General features: G+C 43.0%; 7 protein-coding genes and 1 other annotated feature. Of the genes, 1 reads left to right on the forward strand and 6 read right to left on the reverse strand.

Annotated features, from left to right (window positions below; translation table 11 throughout):
* The 6 genes from BN1765_RS15235 to BN1765_RS15260 form a co-directional block, all read right to left on the reverse strand.
* Entirely contained in the window at positions 1-3,504 is a 3,504-nt protein-coding gene (locus BN1765_RS15235; protein ID WP_050615939.1) for an Ig-like domain-containing protein, read from the reverse strand.
* Positions 3,505-3,612: 108 nt separating this feature from the next.
* Positions 3,613-5,325 (reverse strand): sensor domain-containing diguanylate cyclase, encoded by a 1,713-nt coding sequence (locus BN1765_RS15240; RefSeq protein ID WP_050615940.1) that lies wholly within the window; start codon positions 5,323-5,325, stop codon positions 3,613-3,615.
* A gap of 208 nt (positions 5,326-5,533) precedes the next feature.
* Complete coding sequence (locus BN1765_RS15245; RefSeq protein WP_050615941.1) at positions 5,534-6,841, reverse strand: bifunctional folylpolyglutamate synthase/dihydrofolate synthase; 1,308 nt, start codon at positions 6,839-6,841, stop codon at positions 5,534-5,536.
* Positions 6,842-6,983: 142 nt separating this feature from the next.
* Positions 6,984-9,632, reverse strand: a complete 2,649-nt coding sequence (locus tag BN1765_RS15250) for a valine--tRNA ligase (RefSeq protein WP_050615942.1) — start codon at positions 9,630-9,632, stop codon at positions 6,984-6,986.
* A gap of 58 nt (positions 9,633-9,690) precedes the next feature.
* Positions 9,691-9,924, reverse strand: a binding site (T-box leader).
* A gap of 525 nt (positions 9,925-10,449) precedes the next feature.
* Positions 10,450-11,502 (reverse strand): spore coat protein YsxE, encoded by a 1,053-nt coding sequence (gene ysxE / locus BN1765_RS15255; protein WP_050615943.1) that lies wholly within the window; start codon positions 11,500-11,502, stop codon positions 10,450-10,452.
* Positions 11,503-11,531: 29 nt separating this feature from the next.
* The gene (locus BN1765_RS15260) at positions 11,532-13,154 is read right to left on the reverse strand and encodes a LysM peptidoglycan-binding domain-containing protein (protein ID WP_050615944.1); all 1,623 of its coding nucleotides are present in this window, start codon (positions 13,152-13,154) and stop codon (positions 11,532-11,534) included.
* A gap of 605 nt (positions 13,155-13,759) precedes the next feature.
* Here BN1765_RS15260 and BN1765_RS15265 point away from each other — a divergent pair.
* Entirely contained in the window at positions 13,760-16,039 is a 2,280-nt protein-coding gene (locus BN1765_RS15265) for a family 10 glycosylhydrolase (protein ID WP_050615945.1), read from the forward strand.
* The last annotated feature ends 111 nt before the right edge of the window (positions 16,040-16,150 follow it).

Here is a 16,150-nt window from a genome sequence, read left to right on the forward strand (position 1 = left end):
TTAATATAAATCCGTTTCCTTTCCGTTGCCGCCGCCTGGATTGTCATCTTTTTCCCCTTTGCCGACCACTATAACTCTTGTTCGCGCAGTGAAGGTCTTTTCTTCGGAAATGACAGTCGTTATAACAAATGTTTCTCCTAGTTTCAATCCTTCTAATACGCCGTTATCTAAGACGGAAATAAAGAATCCATTATCCTCTTTCACTTTTACAGAAATGATATCTGAGGCATCTGCCGGCACAAGTTCAATCGGCATTTTTATCTTTTCGCCTTTTTCGATCGTAATGCTCTCAGGTACTTTAATGCCTTCCAGTTTCGAACCCACCATGACTTTGATCGTTTCCTTGATAGTACGGTCAGGCGAATAAACCATTACTTCTGCAGTTCCTGTTCCGACCCCTTTTATCACTCCCGGCTTTGTCACTTGGACAATCGTATTATTTGTGGATTCCCAAATCAGGTTTTTATCTGTGGCATTCGCCGGTTGGATTGTAATATTGAAATCTGAATACGAATCCCCTTTTTTAATCTTGATCTCATTAGGAGAAATAATGATGTTGGAAATCAAAACTGGAACCACAGTAATTTTTACCGTTTTTTCGATAATTGTTCCTTCGCTATTATAACCGAATAATGTAAGGAGTGTTTCGCCTTGCTTCTTGCCTGTCAATGTGAACGTGCCTTTATCAAAAGAAGCAATCTCTTCATGGACAAGCGTGTATTCCAAAGTTGGCTTCCCATCAGTAGGATCGGTCGAAACCTTTAATTCCTTTTCTTCACCGACATGGATGGTCAGATCTTCCGCACTGATCTTATTAATCGGGATGCGCACCCTGACTGTTGCTTTCTTGGTAAAGATATTTCCAAAATGATCGGTTACCTGCACCTCAATGACCGTTTCCCCCGCTTTCAATGCTCTCCCGGTGCCTGTTGCCGGGGCTAGCTGTAAAACAGTGCCGGCACTCATTTCCTTCCATTTGATCTCTTTGATCCCTGCATCGGCAGGAAGACATTTCAAATCGAGAGAAAAGTTTTTTGTCGAGTCTCTGCTAATAACATATTGATTCGGAAGCTCAATCCCTTTTAAAGCATAATCAGCCACAATCGTCAGCGCGTTAAATGGACTTCTAGTCAATCTTCCTTCTATCGCATTGAAATCCTGGTATCTTATTTCCGAATGATCTAATACAAAAGAGCCTTTCTTTTCGGGCGTTACAGCTAAGCTGAACGTAATCGGACTAGCCACAAAGCGGTTGCCACTTCGTTTGTAAGTGATGGTACCAATGCTATTCGTAACGGTTATCCCTGATTTACTATCTCCGTGTATAGCCATTCCATCTGAAGACTGTGCAAGATTGACATTCAGATTGGCCGGAAGCTGCTCTTCGAATACTGCTCTGCTGATTATTAACGTATCGCCCTTCACGTTACTGACTGCAGCGCCAGTAATGTCCTTTGGAGTGATCATGTAGTTGATCATTACCGGTTTGCCGGCTTCCGTTGGATTTTTCGCATCGGTTGTACGCTTCACTTCAAGGCTTACATCCAACTTTTTCACCTTGACGTTCACTATTTTAATTGTTTCAGCTCCGCTGCTGTCAGTGGCTACAATTTTGATTTCAAGTGCTCCACCCTGTGGAAGATTGTGCTCCAATGATTGTGAAATCGTTGCTCCGCTTGTTACGTCATTGTTGCTATAGACTTCTTTTCCATTAAAATAAACGTTTGTTTTCAGTTTTGTATCCTTTAGGTCATAATCATCGATGATATATGATAGACCGATCGGTTGGTTGGAGGGAATTTCCGAATCCTCTGTTGGTGTTAATACAGTGATTTCCGGAGCATGGTTGCTTCCTAAAAAAGCACGGTACATGGTGTTCACAAATAATTCCTGTTCAGATTGAGGAAAATTCTTCGGTGTGTGCCCAGTCCCAGAATAGGTAATATTCCCTTTTGAATACATATAATAATGGTTATAGCTATCATTTACATCGCGGTTGCTGCCCACAATGTTATACCAAGGAATCACCTCGGGATCTTCCAAATCCAAGGTATAATATTGATTATGTGTGTTATTTACTTTAAGGTTTTCATTTAACTTGAATGGATAGTTGGTCACTAATCCTTCATTTACCCTTGTTGTATTAGTAGAAGTATTGGGTGCTCCATATCCAAGGTTTGTCCGGGGGTCCACCTGCCCGGTATCCTCTTTAAAATTCCTCACCCACACATTATTATTTTCATCATTTTTCTTTTCGGTAGGCGATTTGTTAAGCTGGTCATTGTTTAAGAATACCGTATCATGGGTGAACATAATGCTTTGTTTGGAGGCGATAAACGTCTTTAAGTAATCAGCTGATGACTGGGTTAAACGAGCATTTACATTATAGGAATCGGAAAATCCGAAAATAACCATATCGTAATTGCCATTAATAATCTTAGCGTATCGATTATTAAAATCTTCCATCGAAACCGGTGTAATTTGAATATCATATTCGCCGTTTCTTTTCAGGAAGGACTGGTTCATATTTGCATCTGCCCTTAAAGATGAACCGTTATTCGAATGCACCTGCAGCACCTTAACAGTAACCAATTTATCCTTGAAGTAGACTCTGCCACTCTTGTAATCTTTCAAACGTGTTGTATTGTCGACCAACTCTACTTTCCAGTTGCGGATCCCGGAATATCCTTTTGGAAATTTATAGGATAACCCCAGTGCCTGCCCGGCTACTTTCTGTTCAACTACCACTTCCGAATCATCGTATCGGTCATTGAAATCCGAATCAATGTACAGTTTCGCTGTCATATCTCTGTCTTTTGCATTAGATGGTTTCAAAATATGGATGGGGATTGTGAGCGTGTCGCCTGCTTTGTATGTAGAGCCTTTCTCCAGTGAAGGCATAGAGGATTCCGGTATGTCCATCCGCGGTCTTTCAGCATTATCACTATAGAAATTTTTCATAAACCTTTTTAATGAGTCCTCGTCGCTGTAAACAAGCATGTTCTTCGGATTATTTTCCTTAACCTTATATGCCGCAAAGTTAGCTTTCATCTTCGCGCCCTTATCAATACTGCCCTTATGGATTATAAACATCTGCCCTTTTTTTATATAGTCATCAATGATTTCCTTCGCTTTAAGATCCGTAATATCATTCATCACAGCGGTAGTATTGTGGGCTTTTCCTGATACACCGGCAGAAGTATACTCTCCCTCCATAATGGCTATGCCATCATATTCTCCATCTAATCCATCCCGTTGGGCGACAAATTTCTTCATGGGCATTGTACTAATTTCAACATTTCGTTGTAGGGTTGCGTCTTTATTGATTATTGATGTTAACTGTGAACTCTTCCCCGTCTTGTCCACAATCTCCAATATTTGATATTTCGGGATGCCTTCTGCTTTTGCCTTTTGTGTATGAAGAAAAGATCGATCAGGGAGCAACGACAATAGCAAAAACCATATCGTAAGCAAGGATACCCATTTTATCTTTTTATTTCCCATTATAAATACACACCTCCGCGACCAAATAGAAAAATCATACATTTTTCCCATTTATTATACCAAGAGAGGGCGGAAAGTCGCACTATAATTGTTTCGTTTTTCAAAAAATTATTTTTCGTAGACGGCAACGCGGTTACGTCCCGCTTTTTTCGCTCCTATATACATGGCCCGGTCGGCATTGCGCAGCAACGATAAAGAATCATCTTGCCATCTGTCAGCCGTGGCAACACCGATGCTTACAGTAACACGAATGAAATTCTCTTGTTCAAACTGCAGCGTCTGCATAACTGTAAATGGGGTATCGGCAATCTTTTGCCTGATGCTTTCCCCTAAACTAATCGCCAGCTTTTCATCCATGCCAGGTAACAGGATGGCAAACTCCTCGCCGCCGTACCTGGTGACAATGCCCTGGCTGCCCGCCCGCTCCTGGAGGATGGCGGCAACCTGGCAAAGAATCCGGTTGCCGCTTTCATGCCCGTATGTATCATTCACCGATTTAAAATGGTCCAGGTCAATCATCAACATGGATAATTCCTGGATGGAGCCTGCTTGCAACTGCTGGAACACTTTCTCCGATCTATTTTTTAAGTAGCGGTAATTATAGACCCCTGTCAGGGCACAATGTTCACTGATATGCTTGGTTTCTTCATAATGGGTGGCATTATCGACCGCGATCACTAAATAAGTGGCGAGGATATCCAGGATATTGCGGTGATAACGCTCATAAATCCGTTTTTTATTGGACGCTAGGACCAGAACACCTGCGCTTTTGTTATTATAGGTAATCGGGACTGTCAAAAGACTTTCCAGATCGCCGATCACAAATTGCCCGATTTCCGACCATTCACTCTTTCGCCCATAACGGATGGATTCGTTCTTATCAAGAGCAATCTGCGCAATGCTGGAAAAGTTGGGGCATACCTGTTCATTTTCATCCTGCTCTTTCCTATGGTGGCGCAACAGTTTCAGTTTATCTTCTTTTGTTCTATTAAAAATGAAGAGATGGTCCATGGAAAACAACCCGGAAACCTGCTCGACAAACAGATTGATTACTTGTTCAACCGACTGGCGCATACCAAGCTGTTGGCCGATTTGGCTGACTTTATGCAGTTGTTCATTCAATTTCACGGAGGTTGAGTACAGCTGCATGATCGCCGCGATACTGATAAATGGGATTGCGACAATCAGCACCGACAGGACCTGCACTTCTTGGTAAAGCAAACAAAGAATTACGCCGATTGGAAAAACGACAACGGATGAGAGCAGCTCCCAGATTAAATCGGCACCGAACAAGTTGTTTTTCTTTTTATGTATAAAAACAAGAATAAAGATAAGGAGAATCTGGTTAATGATGAAATAAGTAATACTGTACGCCAAAACCGGCAGAATATCGTTCACGTTTGTCACATCGATTGGGCCATGGTTACCGCCGAAAGCATAATAAACCAAAGCGCTCCCTACGGAAACAAAAAAGAACATCAGCGAATTCATCGGTACCCGGTACAGTTCTTTTTTGCCGATCCTGATTTTAATCAACAAAAACATAATCGCCACCTGAGTCAGCAACAGTTCAACGAACAAGCCAAAAACAAGAAACGCCGCCATGCTTATTCCCTGAAGAATAAAAAGCGGAGTATCATTTATAAATATAGGGATCGTCGCCACAATAATCATTAGTAGCATGAAGGCAAAAATCTCACTATTTATCTCATGGTAAGCAGGGGGAAATAAATGATGCACCAGCCATACTCCTGCAGGAAATATAGCAAGCCAGCCTAAACCCACTGCTATAAATGTTTTATTTCTAGCAACCATCTCCATAACGACCCATCCTCCCGAAAAGCCAAACCTTCCACCTTTAATTCTGTCTATCCTTTTACCTATCATGTAAAAATATCATTCCTAATATAAGTCTTATTATCTATTATAATCAATTTATAGAATTTTTAGTAAATTATTTTCTAAAAAAGAATAAAAAAAGCATTCACCGCCCGCAAGCAGATGAATGCCCTTTAATGCTATAAATATGCTATTCGTTATCCAAGCGTTTGGCGAGATAAGGACGTGCATAATATAAGAAGTAAAGAGACCCGGTAATCAATAAGACACTATTGCCGTCAGCCATTTCCAAACCTCGGTCCAACGCTTTTTCCCATTGTTCAATGGTTGCATGATCGGTTCCGGTACTGTATTCGGCCATAGATTTCGCATCGAGCGCCCGATCCATATCAAATTCTGTAAAGATAATAAAATCGGCCACCTGCTTCAACATGCTGGTCATCATCCGTACGTCTTTATCTTTAAGAGCTGCCGTCACTATAATCAACCGTTTTCCCGCAAAACGGCTGTACAAGGTATTAACCAATGTACGCATGCCGTCTTCATTGTGGGAACCGTCAACAATGACATATGGGTCAGTTGACAATACTTCCAGCCGGCCTTTCCAATTGGCATGGGCCAGCCCTTCTCTTATGTCCTGTTCCTGAAGGACAAAATTGAATTTCTTTTTCAGCAGCAATGCCGCAGTAATGGCCAAAGATGCGTTTTCTGTCTGATGCTTGCCAAGCATGCTCACTTTCAGATCCTCGTATAGTATGGAATCCCATTTATAAGAAAATAGTTCGCCATCCTTCACCGGTTCTGAACTCTCCACTTTGAAGTCTTCCCCGAGGACGAACAGCCGGCTGTTCTGCTGCCGCGCTTTTTCCCGGATTACTCCCAACGCATCAGGGTGCTTGGCTCCCGTAATGACATAACGATCGGCCTTGATAATGCCCGCTTTTTCAAAAGCAATCTTTTCTATTGTATCGCCCAATATATTCATATGGTCATAAGAGACATTCGTAATGATGGACATCAAGGGAGATATGACATTCGTCGAATCCAATCTGCCGCCTAATCCCGTTTCCATTAAGACAATATCCGGTTTTTGCTCGACAAAATACATCAGAGCAATGACTGTCAATATTTCAAATTGTGTAGGAAAGATATTATGTTGCTCCATACCTTCTACATAGGAAACCACTTTATTGAACAAACGCAAAAAGTCCGCCTCTTCAATATAACGCTCGTTGATCATGATCCGTTCCTGTATGCTCTCGATATGGGGAGATGTGAAGGTTCCAACTTGGTAACCGGCATGGACCAGAATTTTTTTCAGCTCATGCAGCGTTGAGCCCTTTCCATTTGTTCCTGCCAGATGAACAAATCGGAGGGATTGATGATCCACCTGCAATCCGTCCAGCAGGTCATCCATTCTTTCTAGCCCGAAATTCATGCCATGCTGCTGCTCTCTTTCTGCTAAATAAGTATACATATCTTCTATTTTTGTAAGCATCAACATTCTCCTCTTTGTTCTTTTCCATACCTTCTATCATAGTCCATTGCTGACATCCTGTACAATCATTTAATCAGTGCCACTTTGCCCACATTTCGAAATGAAAAAGCCCGGCCAAAGTATCCCCGGCCAGGCATCGTACTTACAGTTGTTGTAACTCTTGGATTCTTCTTAGAACCGCTTCACGTTTCTCACTGTAATCTTTTTCTTTTGCACGTTCTTCTTCAATAACCTTTTCAGGCGCTTTCTTGACGAAACCTTCATTGCTAAGTTTTTTCTGAACGCGCTCCACTTCTTTATTGAGCTTTTCTACTTCTTTTTCAAGGCGTTTGATTTCTTCCTCGACATTGATCAATCCAACTAGCGGGATTACCACTTCAACTCCAGTAATAACAGCTGTCATTGCCTGGCTTGGCTCTTCCACATCTGTTCCGATTGTTAATTGTTCCGGATTACAGAAACGCTCGATATAGCCGCTGTTTTCTTTCAGACTCGCTTCAATCGCTTCGTCCTTCGCCTTAAGGATCAAGTTGATCTTTTTGCTTAGAGGCGTGTTCACTTCTGAACGGATATTACGTACAGAACGAATGATTTCTACCAGCATTTTCATATCTTCAGCCGCTTTTTCATCAGACAGCTCCGGTTTGACAGTCGGCCATGCAGCGATGGTGATCGATTCACCTTTATGAGGCAGATTCTGCCAGATTTCTTCAGTAATAAATGGCATGAATGGATGCAATAGTCTCATTGTATGATCCAGCACATACGCAAGGATGCTGCGCGTCGTTTTCTTCGCGGCTTCATCTTCGCCGTACAATGGAAGCTTCGCCATTTCGATATACCAGTCACAGAAATCATCCCAGATGAAGTTGTATAGGACGCGGCCCACTTCACCGAATTCATATTTATCTGCAAGTCTGGTCACCGTTTCAATTGTTTCATTCAAACGGGTAAGAATCCATTTATCCGCAACGGATTTTTCGCCGCTCAAATCAATTTCATCGTACGTCATGCCATTCATATTCATTAAGGCAAAACGTGACGCATTCCAGATTTTATTGGAGAAGTTCCAGATTGATTCCACCTTTTCGATGGAGAAGCGCAAATCCTGCCCTGGCGCACTGCCTGTAGATAGGAAATACCGCAGGGAGTCAGCTCCATACTTATCAATGACTTCCATTGGATCGATTCCGTTGCCCAGTGATTTACTCATCTTGCGTCCTTCGCTGTCACGTACCAAACCGTGGATCAACACATCTTTGAATGGGCGTTGGTGCGTGAATTGGCGTCCTTGGAAGATCATCCGTGATACCCAGAAGAAGATGATATCATAACCAGTTACAAGCGCCGCTGTTGGATAATAGCGTTTGAAATCGTCGCTGTCTGTATCCGGCCAGCCAAGGGTAGAGAACGGCCAAAGTGCGGAAGAGAACCATGTATCCAATACATCATTGTCCTGTTTCCAGTTTTCTGCATCAGCAGGCGCTTCCGTGCCAACATACACTTCGCCTGTTTCTTTATGGTACCAAGCCGGAATCCGGTGGCCCCACCATAGTTGACGGGAAATACACCAGTCGCGGATATTTTCCATCCAGCGAAGATACGTATTTTCGAAACGTTCCGGTACGAAGTTTACTTTTTCATCTTCTTTAGCTTGAAGGGCAATTGCTTCCTCCGCAAGAGGCTTCATCTTAACGAACCATTGAGTAGAGAGATATGGCTCAACCACTGCACCGCTTCGTTCAGAATGGCCAACCGAGTGCATATGTTCTTCGATTTTGAACAATACGCCAAGCTCCTGAAGATCCTTAACGATTTGCTTGCGGCATTCAAAACGGTCCATACCTTCATATTTGCCGGCGTTTTTGTTCATTGTGCCGTCTTCATTCATAACAAGAATGCGTTCTAGGTTGTGGCGGTTGCCGACTTCAAAGTCATTAGGGTCATGGGCAGGCGTCATTTTTACCGCACCGGATCCAAAGTCCATTTCCACATAATCATCGGCTACAATCGGGATTTCGCGGCCAACAATCGGCAGGATGACTGTTTTGCCGATCAAGTGCTTGTAGCGCTCGTCTTCAGGGTGGACTGCAACCCCTGAATCGCCCAGCATCGTTTCCGGACGAGTTGTTGCGATCTCAATATAGCCTGATCCGTCTGCCAATGGGTATTTCATATGATAGAAAGCACCCTGCACATCTTTATAAATAACCTCGATATCAGATAGGGCTGTTTTTGTAGATGGATCCCAGTTGATGATATATTCGCCGCGATAGATAAGGCCTTTGTTGTAAAGAGTCACAAAAACTTCATTTACCGCTTTGGACAATCCTTCGTCCAATGTAAAACGTTCGCGTGAATAATCAAGCCCTAAGCCCAGTTTTGCCCATTGTTCACGGATATGGCTTGCATATTCTTCTTTCCATTTCCATGTTTCCTTCAGGAAGTTTTCCCGCCCTAAGTCATAGCGGCTTTTGCCTTCATTGCGCAGTTTTTCTTCCACTTTTGCCTGTGTCGCAATGCCGGCATGGTCCATTCCAGGAAGCCATAATACATCGTAGCCCTGCATGCGCTTCATACGGGTAAGGATATCCTGTAAGGTAGTATCCCAAGCATGGCCTAAATGAAGCTTTCCTGTTACGTTGGGCGGCGGAATGACAATCGTATACGGCTCCTTGCTGTCATCGCTTTGCGCTTTAAAAAATTCCCCTTGCAGCCACCAATCATAGCGGCCTTTTTCAATGCTTTGAGGGTCATACTTGGTCGGCATCGAAATGTGGTTGTCTTCCATTGTTTCTTCCTCCTATATGTCAGATACTTTTGAACAAATAAAAAAACTCTCTTCCTGTAAAAAGGACGAAGAGAGTCAGTTCGCGGTACCACCTTTATTCCACCCACACTGTATCTATGTATGGATAGCGCTTGATCTGTTAACGGCTCTACACCGGCTTTTACTACTCCAATGTTCATAAAAGCAGCTCCTGGGCTACTTCTGTTCGCTCTTGCTTAAAAAGCCTTTCAGCTACTGGCTTTTCTCTCTAAAAGCAGAATTCAAACGTACTACTCCCATTCATCGCTATTTCATTTATTTAATTATCCTTATAGTACAGAAAAACTTCATCTGTCGTCAATCATTGTTTCCCGTTTTTCTTAATTTATTCATGCGCTTTTGGTTCGGTGAATTCCGTTTCACATAATCCGCTCTTTATCCATAGACTACTATAAGACATATCCTGCATATAGGAGATCGAAGCGCCATTCTATCCTAAGTATTTTGCCCAAAAACATTAAATCGAAAGAGTGGAGTTAAGATGAAAAAAAGATACAACCCTTACAATCGGCCGCCTTGGCTGCAAAACGTCCGCGCAATATGCTGCCAATTCATCGTCCCCATCTGTATTTTCCAAGCCGTCCGCGCCTTCTTCTTCCCAACCGTATTCGACATATTCCTCCTCCTCGTCCTAATAGCAGCAACCTTCAGCCTAAAATTTAATATATTTTAACGAAAAGCGGAAGGGCACGTTTAGCGACGTACAAACTGGAGTGTTTCTCTCAAGATAAATAAATAATAAAAAGAACATGGTTTTCCATGCTCTTCTCTTCGCCCATTAAGACGACTGATTCTGTTCGGCCGCTTGTTTGGCGGCCTTCTTCTGTGCTTCAATCTCCTCTATTTTCATGACCATGTATTCAATATTCTTTAGCTGCCAATAGTTTCGCTGCAGTTGGGCTACATATTGCCGTTCATTTTTCACTTCATATTTTTTGGTATGGTACGTTTCCAAGGTTTGCAGAAAAGACGCTGGAAATGCCAGATATGAAGTGAAGAGCAACATTTCTTCTTCTTTCATCGGATAATATTTATAGTAATGGTAAAGCCACTCCACACATTCATCACATCTAACTGGATATGTTTGGCAATACTTCACGAAGAATGGAAGCAAGTCAAAATGGGCAGGAGCCGGTTTTGCATTCTCAAAATTGATGAAGTAGCCGGCTCCTCTTTCATTCAATAAAAAATGTTGGATGGATAATTTCCCATGGGCGACAACCGTTCTTACCTTCTCCTCTTCTTTTGTCTTTTCATACCATTCGTCAAATTTTTTTGTAGAAAAGGCTAAAGCCTGCGATACATCAAAATAATAGGAACAGAACATTAATTCAAAAGGGGACATATACCATTTTCGTTCGGCCCGTTCAATAAATTCCCCTAAAAATGCTTGTTGCTGCTTCCACTGATCTTTTGTTTTCTCATAGTGGATTTCGCGCTCTTCCGTTTCCACTTTAATCTCTTTCGCTGTCAGCGCATGCATTCGCGCAAGTTCCCTAAACATCTGCTTATGTTTTTCGTTTCTTTCCCCGCTCTCATCGCTGTTCATCCACGGCATCAGATAATACAGTTTTTTTTCATGGAGGACACCATATCGTCCATCAAGAGTTGTATAGATGGGCACTACGCGGTTATATCCCCGCTGATACAGTCTTTGGACATGCTTGATAAAATCCATGCTATGCTCGGGTGCAATGCTTTTAAGCGCATATGCACCCTGGTCGCTGTAGATTTTGTGCACGCGTCCGATTGATTCGGAGTAGAGGACACGGAGGTCATAGTGACTCATTATATTTTCTATATATTTTGGAATTCCTTCACCCCGTTCCATCTGGCTCCTACCTCCTTCGTGTAATCACGTTACTTATGGACAACTTTGCGAGGAATATAGAGAACTTGCCCCACCTCTATCTCATCATCGTCCGTCATATTATTGCAAGCAATGATATCGTATTTATTCATTGAATAACGGCTGGCGATGTCAACAAGCGTTTCTCCCGACTGAACAATACACACCCGCAGCTTTGTATGGGTATTCGTTTCTTTCTTCGCAAAAAAGTCAGTCAGGCTTACAGACGATTTTGGCTGTTCTGAAACCTCACTCGAGGAAGACTCACGCTTAGAAAGTTTGGAACTAACAGAAACAGATTTCTTTTTGGATGGTTCTTTTCCCTCCACAGGCGATTCATGGCCAATTGATTCTGGAAGGCTGGATGAAGACGATTCACGCTCTGGTGATTCACGCTCTACCGGTTGATCCTCTGTAAACGAAGACGTTGGCACTTCACGTCCAACCGGTTTTTCCTCTGCTAACTCAGTCTCTGCTAGTGAAGACGAAGATTCATGTTGGGATAATGTTTCTTTCAGGAAAGCTGAAGATGGGTCGGAGCGTTGTTGGCGTTTTTCTTCCTTAGCCATGTTTTCTTTATGCTGTAGGTATTGCTGGACACTCTCGATTGGTGATTCATAGACACTGGTTTCTTCTTCATTGCTTTCAACGTGGATGGATGAATCACGGTCCTCACTTTTCTGCTGGACCGATAGACTTTCATATAAGGACTGATAAGATAAGCTTTCTTTTTGAATAGATTCTTGCAGGGATTCCTTTTGCCGGTCTGTTGGTTGAAAAACCGGGAAAGGGATATCAGGCAAGTCTACTGTTTCATCTGAAGGTTTACTGATTGTGCCAGATGTCTGTTCTTCATCCCGATTCAGGGAAGGCATTGGGATTTCCTCTTGATGAACGGCTTCCTCTCCTTCTGTTTTAGGGGCGGCCGGAACAGCATACGCTTCTACTGAAAAGGATTCATACTCGTCTTCTGTCTCAGGTTCCTCTCTTTGTTCCAGGCTTTCCTCGAATTGAACAGAAATCGGTTGAATGACAGCTTGATCATGGTCCGTTCCATTGTGGCTTTCTTGGTCCTGAAAAAGAATTTCTTCCTCTTCTCTTTGGAATACCTCTTCCTCCCTTCCAGGATTCCATAGATAAGCCGATTCTTCTGAAATATCTTCAACAGCCGTTGCATTGTCTGTCCTTTCACCGTCATATATGCCCGTAATCACTAACTCGGCCATTAGTTTTAGGCAGCTCTTTTCTGGCAGATTATAATCAAATGAAGAAATATCTACTTCAATTGCGTTTCGGTCATCCACACGGTTTGACGGGATGGAGATATCTACCGGGAAATCATGTTGAAAGACGAATACGCCGTCTTCTTCACGGCGGGCCACCATTTGGACATTATGATGCTGCAATGGCTCTTCCCCCGGCCTTAGCTGCTCCCAGACATGGCTTTCGCCGCTTCCTCCATATTCGCCGGTAACTTGTAGGTTTCCTTCTATCACTATATATTGATTCCGCTCCGTAATCGTAACGTCGGGTTCAATCGCTAAAGAATATAATTCTTGAACCTCTTGGCCTTTCTGGAACCAAATGGATTCTTCCAAGGCAAATCGCAAACATGATTGATTTAGATCCGACAAACCCTTTCCTCCTCTCTTTCACTGGCCAAAAACAGAAACTATCCCTATAACCATATGAAGTGAACAGAATGTTTATTACTGAAAGCGGCCAAACCATTTACCGATCCATATTAGTGTCTATGTAACCAGCTGTAAAAATTGGCGGGAATACATTCAGCCTAACTTTTTGCTATTCTCTTCAAAATTCCGCCGAGTACATCCCCGTTCAAGACGATGAACACCAGGCACAAATACCCTAAAAATCGTTATGAAAATGGATTTATACTATATCAATCTAATGATTAGAAGAAGGATTGGCATGTGTCAAATTGCCCTAAACCAGCATATTTTCTCCCTTTTTTTCAACTACAGATAAAAATGAGCCATTTTTCCCACATCCTGTTTTGCTATACTAATTAAGGATATATATGAAAAAAATGTAAGGGGCGTTCCCTTCTTACATCCATAAGTAGGTGATTGAAAGAATAATAGACTTGTAGAATACCATCGTCTTTGCAGCCTAGAGTTGATTTCTAGATTTCTGCGCCCATAAAGCCATTGGACTTACCGCAAAGATCGTAGAACCTGAATTTCCACTGATTTTAAAAAGGGAGAGAAGTTTATATATGCATAAAAAAATACTGCTAAGATATGCGGCCGTACTTGCCATGTCTTTAGCACTGCTTATTGTCATTGTTCCTTCACAAGCCAAGGGTGCAAGCAATCCTATGCCGAAAAACGAGATGCGTGCCGCTTGGATTGCTACCGTAACCAATATCGACATGAAGAAAGGAATGGATCAATCACAGTTCACAAGCTGGGCACAGACAACTTTGGACAAGCTGAAAGCGCAGAAATTTAATGCTGTCATCTTTCAGGTAAAACCAACTAATGATGCTCTGTATCCATCCAAACTGGCTCCTTGGTCCAGTTACATCACCGGCCAAGCCCAAGGCACTAATCCAGGATATGACCCGCTGCTGATCATGACGCAAGAAGCGCATAAACGCGGGATGGAATTGCATGCCTGGGTGAACCCATACCGTGTTACCATGCCGGGACAAGCATTGACCAGCCTTGCTGCCACAAATGTGGCCCGTACACATCCGGAATGGGTAGTGAAATACGGCAGCCAATACTACTTGAATCCAGGCCTTCCTGAGGTGCAGGATTACTTGGTGTCCACAGTTAAAGAACTAGTGGCCAATTATGATATTGATGCTGTCCACATGGATGATTATTTTTACCCGTATAAAATTGCCGGACAAATATTCCCTGATCAAGCAACTTTCAAGAAATATGGAGGCTCTTTCACTAAAATTGACGACTGGCGCCGTGATAATGTTAATCGCCTGGTCAGACAATTATATACATCTATCAAGAGCACAAAAAACCATGTCCAATTCGGCATCTCTCCGTTTGGCGTTTGGCGGAATAATTCTCTGGACCCAACAGGCAGCAATACAAAAGCAGGCGTAAACAATTACGATGATTTGTTTGCAGATACCAGACAATGGATCAAAGATGGAAGCATTGATTATATCGCTCCGCAAATCTATTGGTCCAGAAGCTTGGCAGCAGCCAATTACAGCATTTTATTGGACTGGTGGAGCAAGGAGATTGCCACTTATGCAAATGTCCATCCGGTGAACCTTTATATCGGAATGGCTGATTATAAAGTCGGCAATGATTCCGATAAAGCGTGGAACGATAAAATGGAATTGCCGAACCAAGTGGCGGCCAACAGAGCAAATGCCAATGTGGCGGGACAAATGCACTTCTCCTTGCGCAGCATCCAGGGCAATGCTCTCGGTTATGTGAACCTATTGACCAGCCAGCTGTATAATTACACGGCGGTAACACCAGCGGTAACATGGAAAAATAACGCACAGCCAGCCAAGCCTTCCTCCGTCCAAGCTGTACAGGAATCAGGTGGAATGAAGTTGACAATCAACGGGCCAAGCAGCTCCGAAGCAAGAAAATATATCATTTACCGTTTTGAGGGACTAAACCAGGGCTCTTACCTGGATCCTCGCAATATCGTAGATGTTGTATACAATAATGGCACAACCACCTATTTGGACAAGGCAGCGAAAGCAGACAAAACATACACATATGGCATTACATCTGTTTCGCCAACTGGAGTGGAAAACAAAGATGCCTATGTCTTGGCGGATGGCCAGCCTCCCGAGAAAGTCATTACATTGTTCAAAGATATTTCTTCCTTACATCGCGCTTATAAAGAAATTGCTTATTTAACAAAAGGCAACATCATCTACGGAGATGAAAAAGGCTATTTCAACCCAAGCCAACAAGTGACACGCGCCGATGCAGCAGCCATGATCGGCCGAACCTTGAATCTGGATGGCGCTAAACGAAAAACATCCTTTAAAGATGTAGGCGCTAATATGGTTGCCTCAGGCTATATCCAAAGCGCCGTAGAAAACCATATCCTTTCAGGTTACAGCAATGGCACCTTTAAGCCTTACGATAAAATCACAAGGGGAGAAATGGCGCTAATGATCAGCAGAGCATTTGGCTATGATTACGGCAACTCTGCTTCCGGCGCAGCACATGCTCTTTTGTCTAGAGGAATTGCCCAAGGTACTGCGGATGGCACCTTCGGATCCGACTTAAAGATAATCCGGGCCGACTATGCAATATTCCTGGCGAGAAGCATCGATTATACCCTTCGCATCAATAGTCCGGCTATCTCTTACAGTGGAGAAATGGCAGCAACTGCTGCCTTGCCGATCCGCACTGGCCCTTCAGAAAAATATGGCCAGACAGGCACCGTTGCCCAAAACGAAAAAGTTTCAATCGGCTACCAGGTGGGAACATGGACATTTATAAAAACGGCTTCAGGAAAAACCGGTTTCGTCCTTGCAGCTTCTCTAAAATCCTGATTCATTGCCGTTCCACAAGAAAGACCCTGGAAAACAATCCCGGGTCTTTCCTTGCATGCAAATAGCCGGCATCCTAATGATGCCGGCTAATCTGCGTTTATTTAACTAGCG

Origin of the sequence: Bacillus testis (genome assembly GCF_001243895.1) — a bacterium.
Lineage (GTDB): Bacteria > Bacillota > Bacilli > Bacillales > DSM-1321 > Bacillus_AD > Bacillus_AD testis.

Excerpts from the sequence above, each read along its gene's own strand:
- BN1765_RS15235 (WP_050615939.1), bottom strand. The coding sequence starts at position 3,504 with ATGGGAAATAAAAAGATAAAATGGGTATCCTTGCTTACGATATGGTTT.
- BN1765_RS15240 (WP_050615940.1), bottom strand. The coding sequence starts at position 5,325 with ATGGAGATGGTTGCTAGAAATAAAACATTTATAGCAGTGGGTTTAGGC.
- BN1765_RS15245 (WP_050615941.1), bottom strand. The coding sequence starts at position 6,841 with ATGCTTACAAAAATAGAAGATATGTATACTTATTTAGCAGAAAGAGAG.
- BN1765_RS15250 (WP_050615942.1), bottom strand. The coding sequence starts at position 9,632 with ATGGAAGACAACCACATTTCGATGCCGACCAAGTATGACCCTCAAAGC.
- ysxE (WP_050615943.1), bottom strand. The coding sequence starts at position 11,502 with ATGGAACGGGGTGAAGGAATTCCAAAATATATAGAAAATATAATGAGT.
- BN1765_RS15265 (WP_050615945.1), top strand. The coding sequence starts at position 13,760 with ATGCATAAAAAAATACTGCTAAGATATGCGGCCGTACTTGCCATGTCT.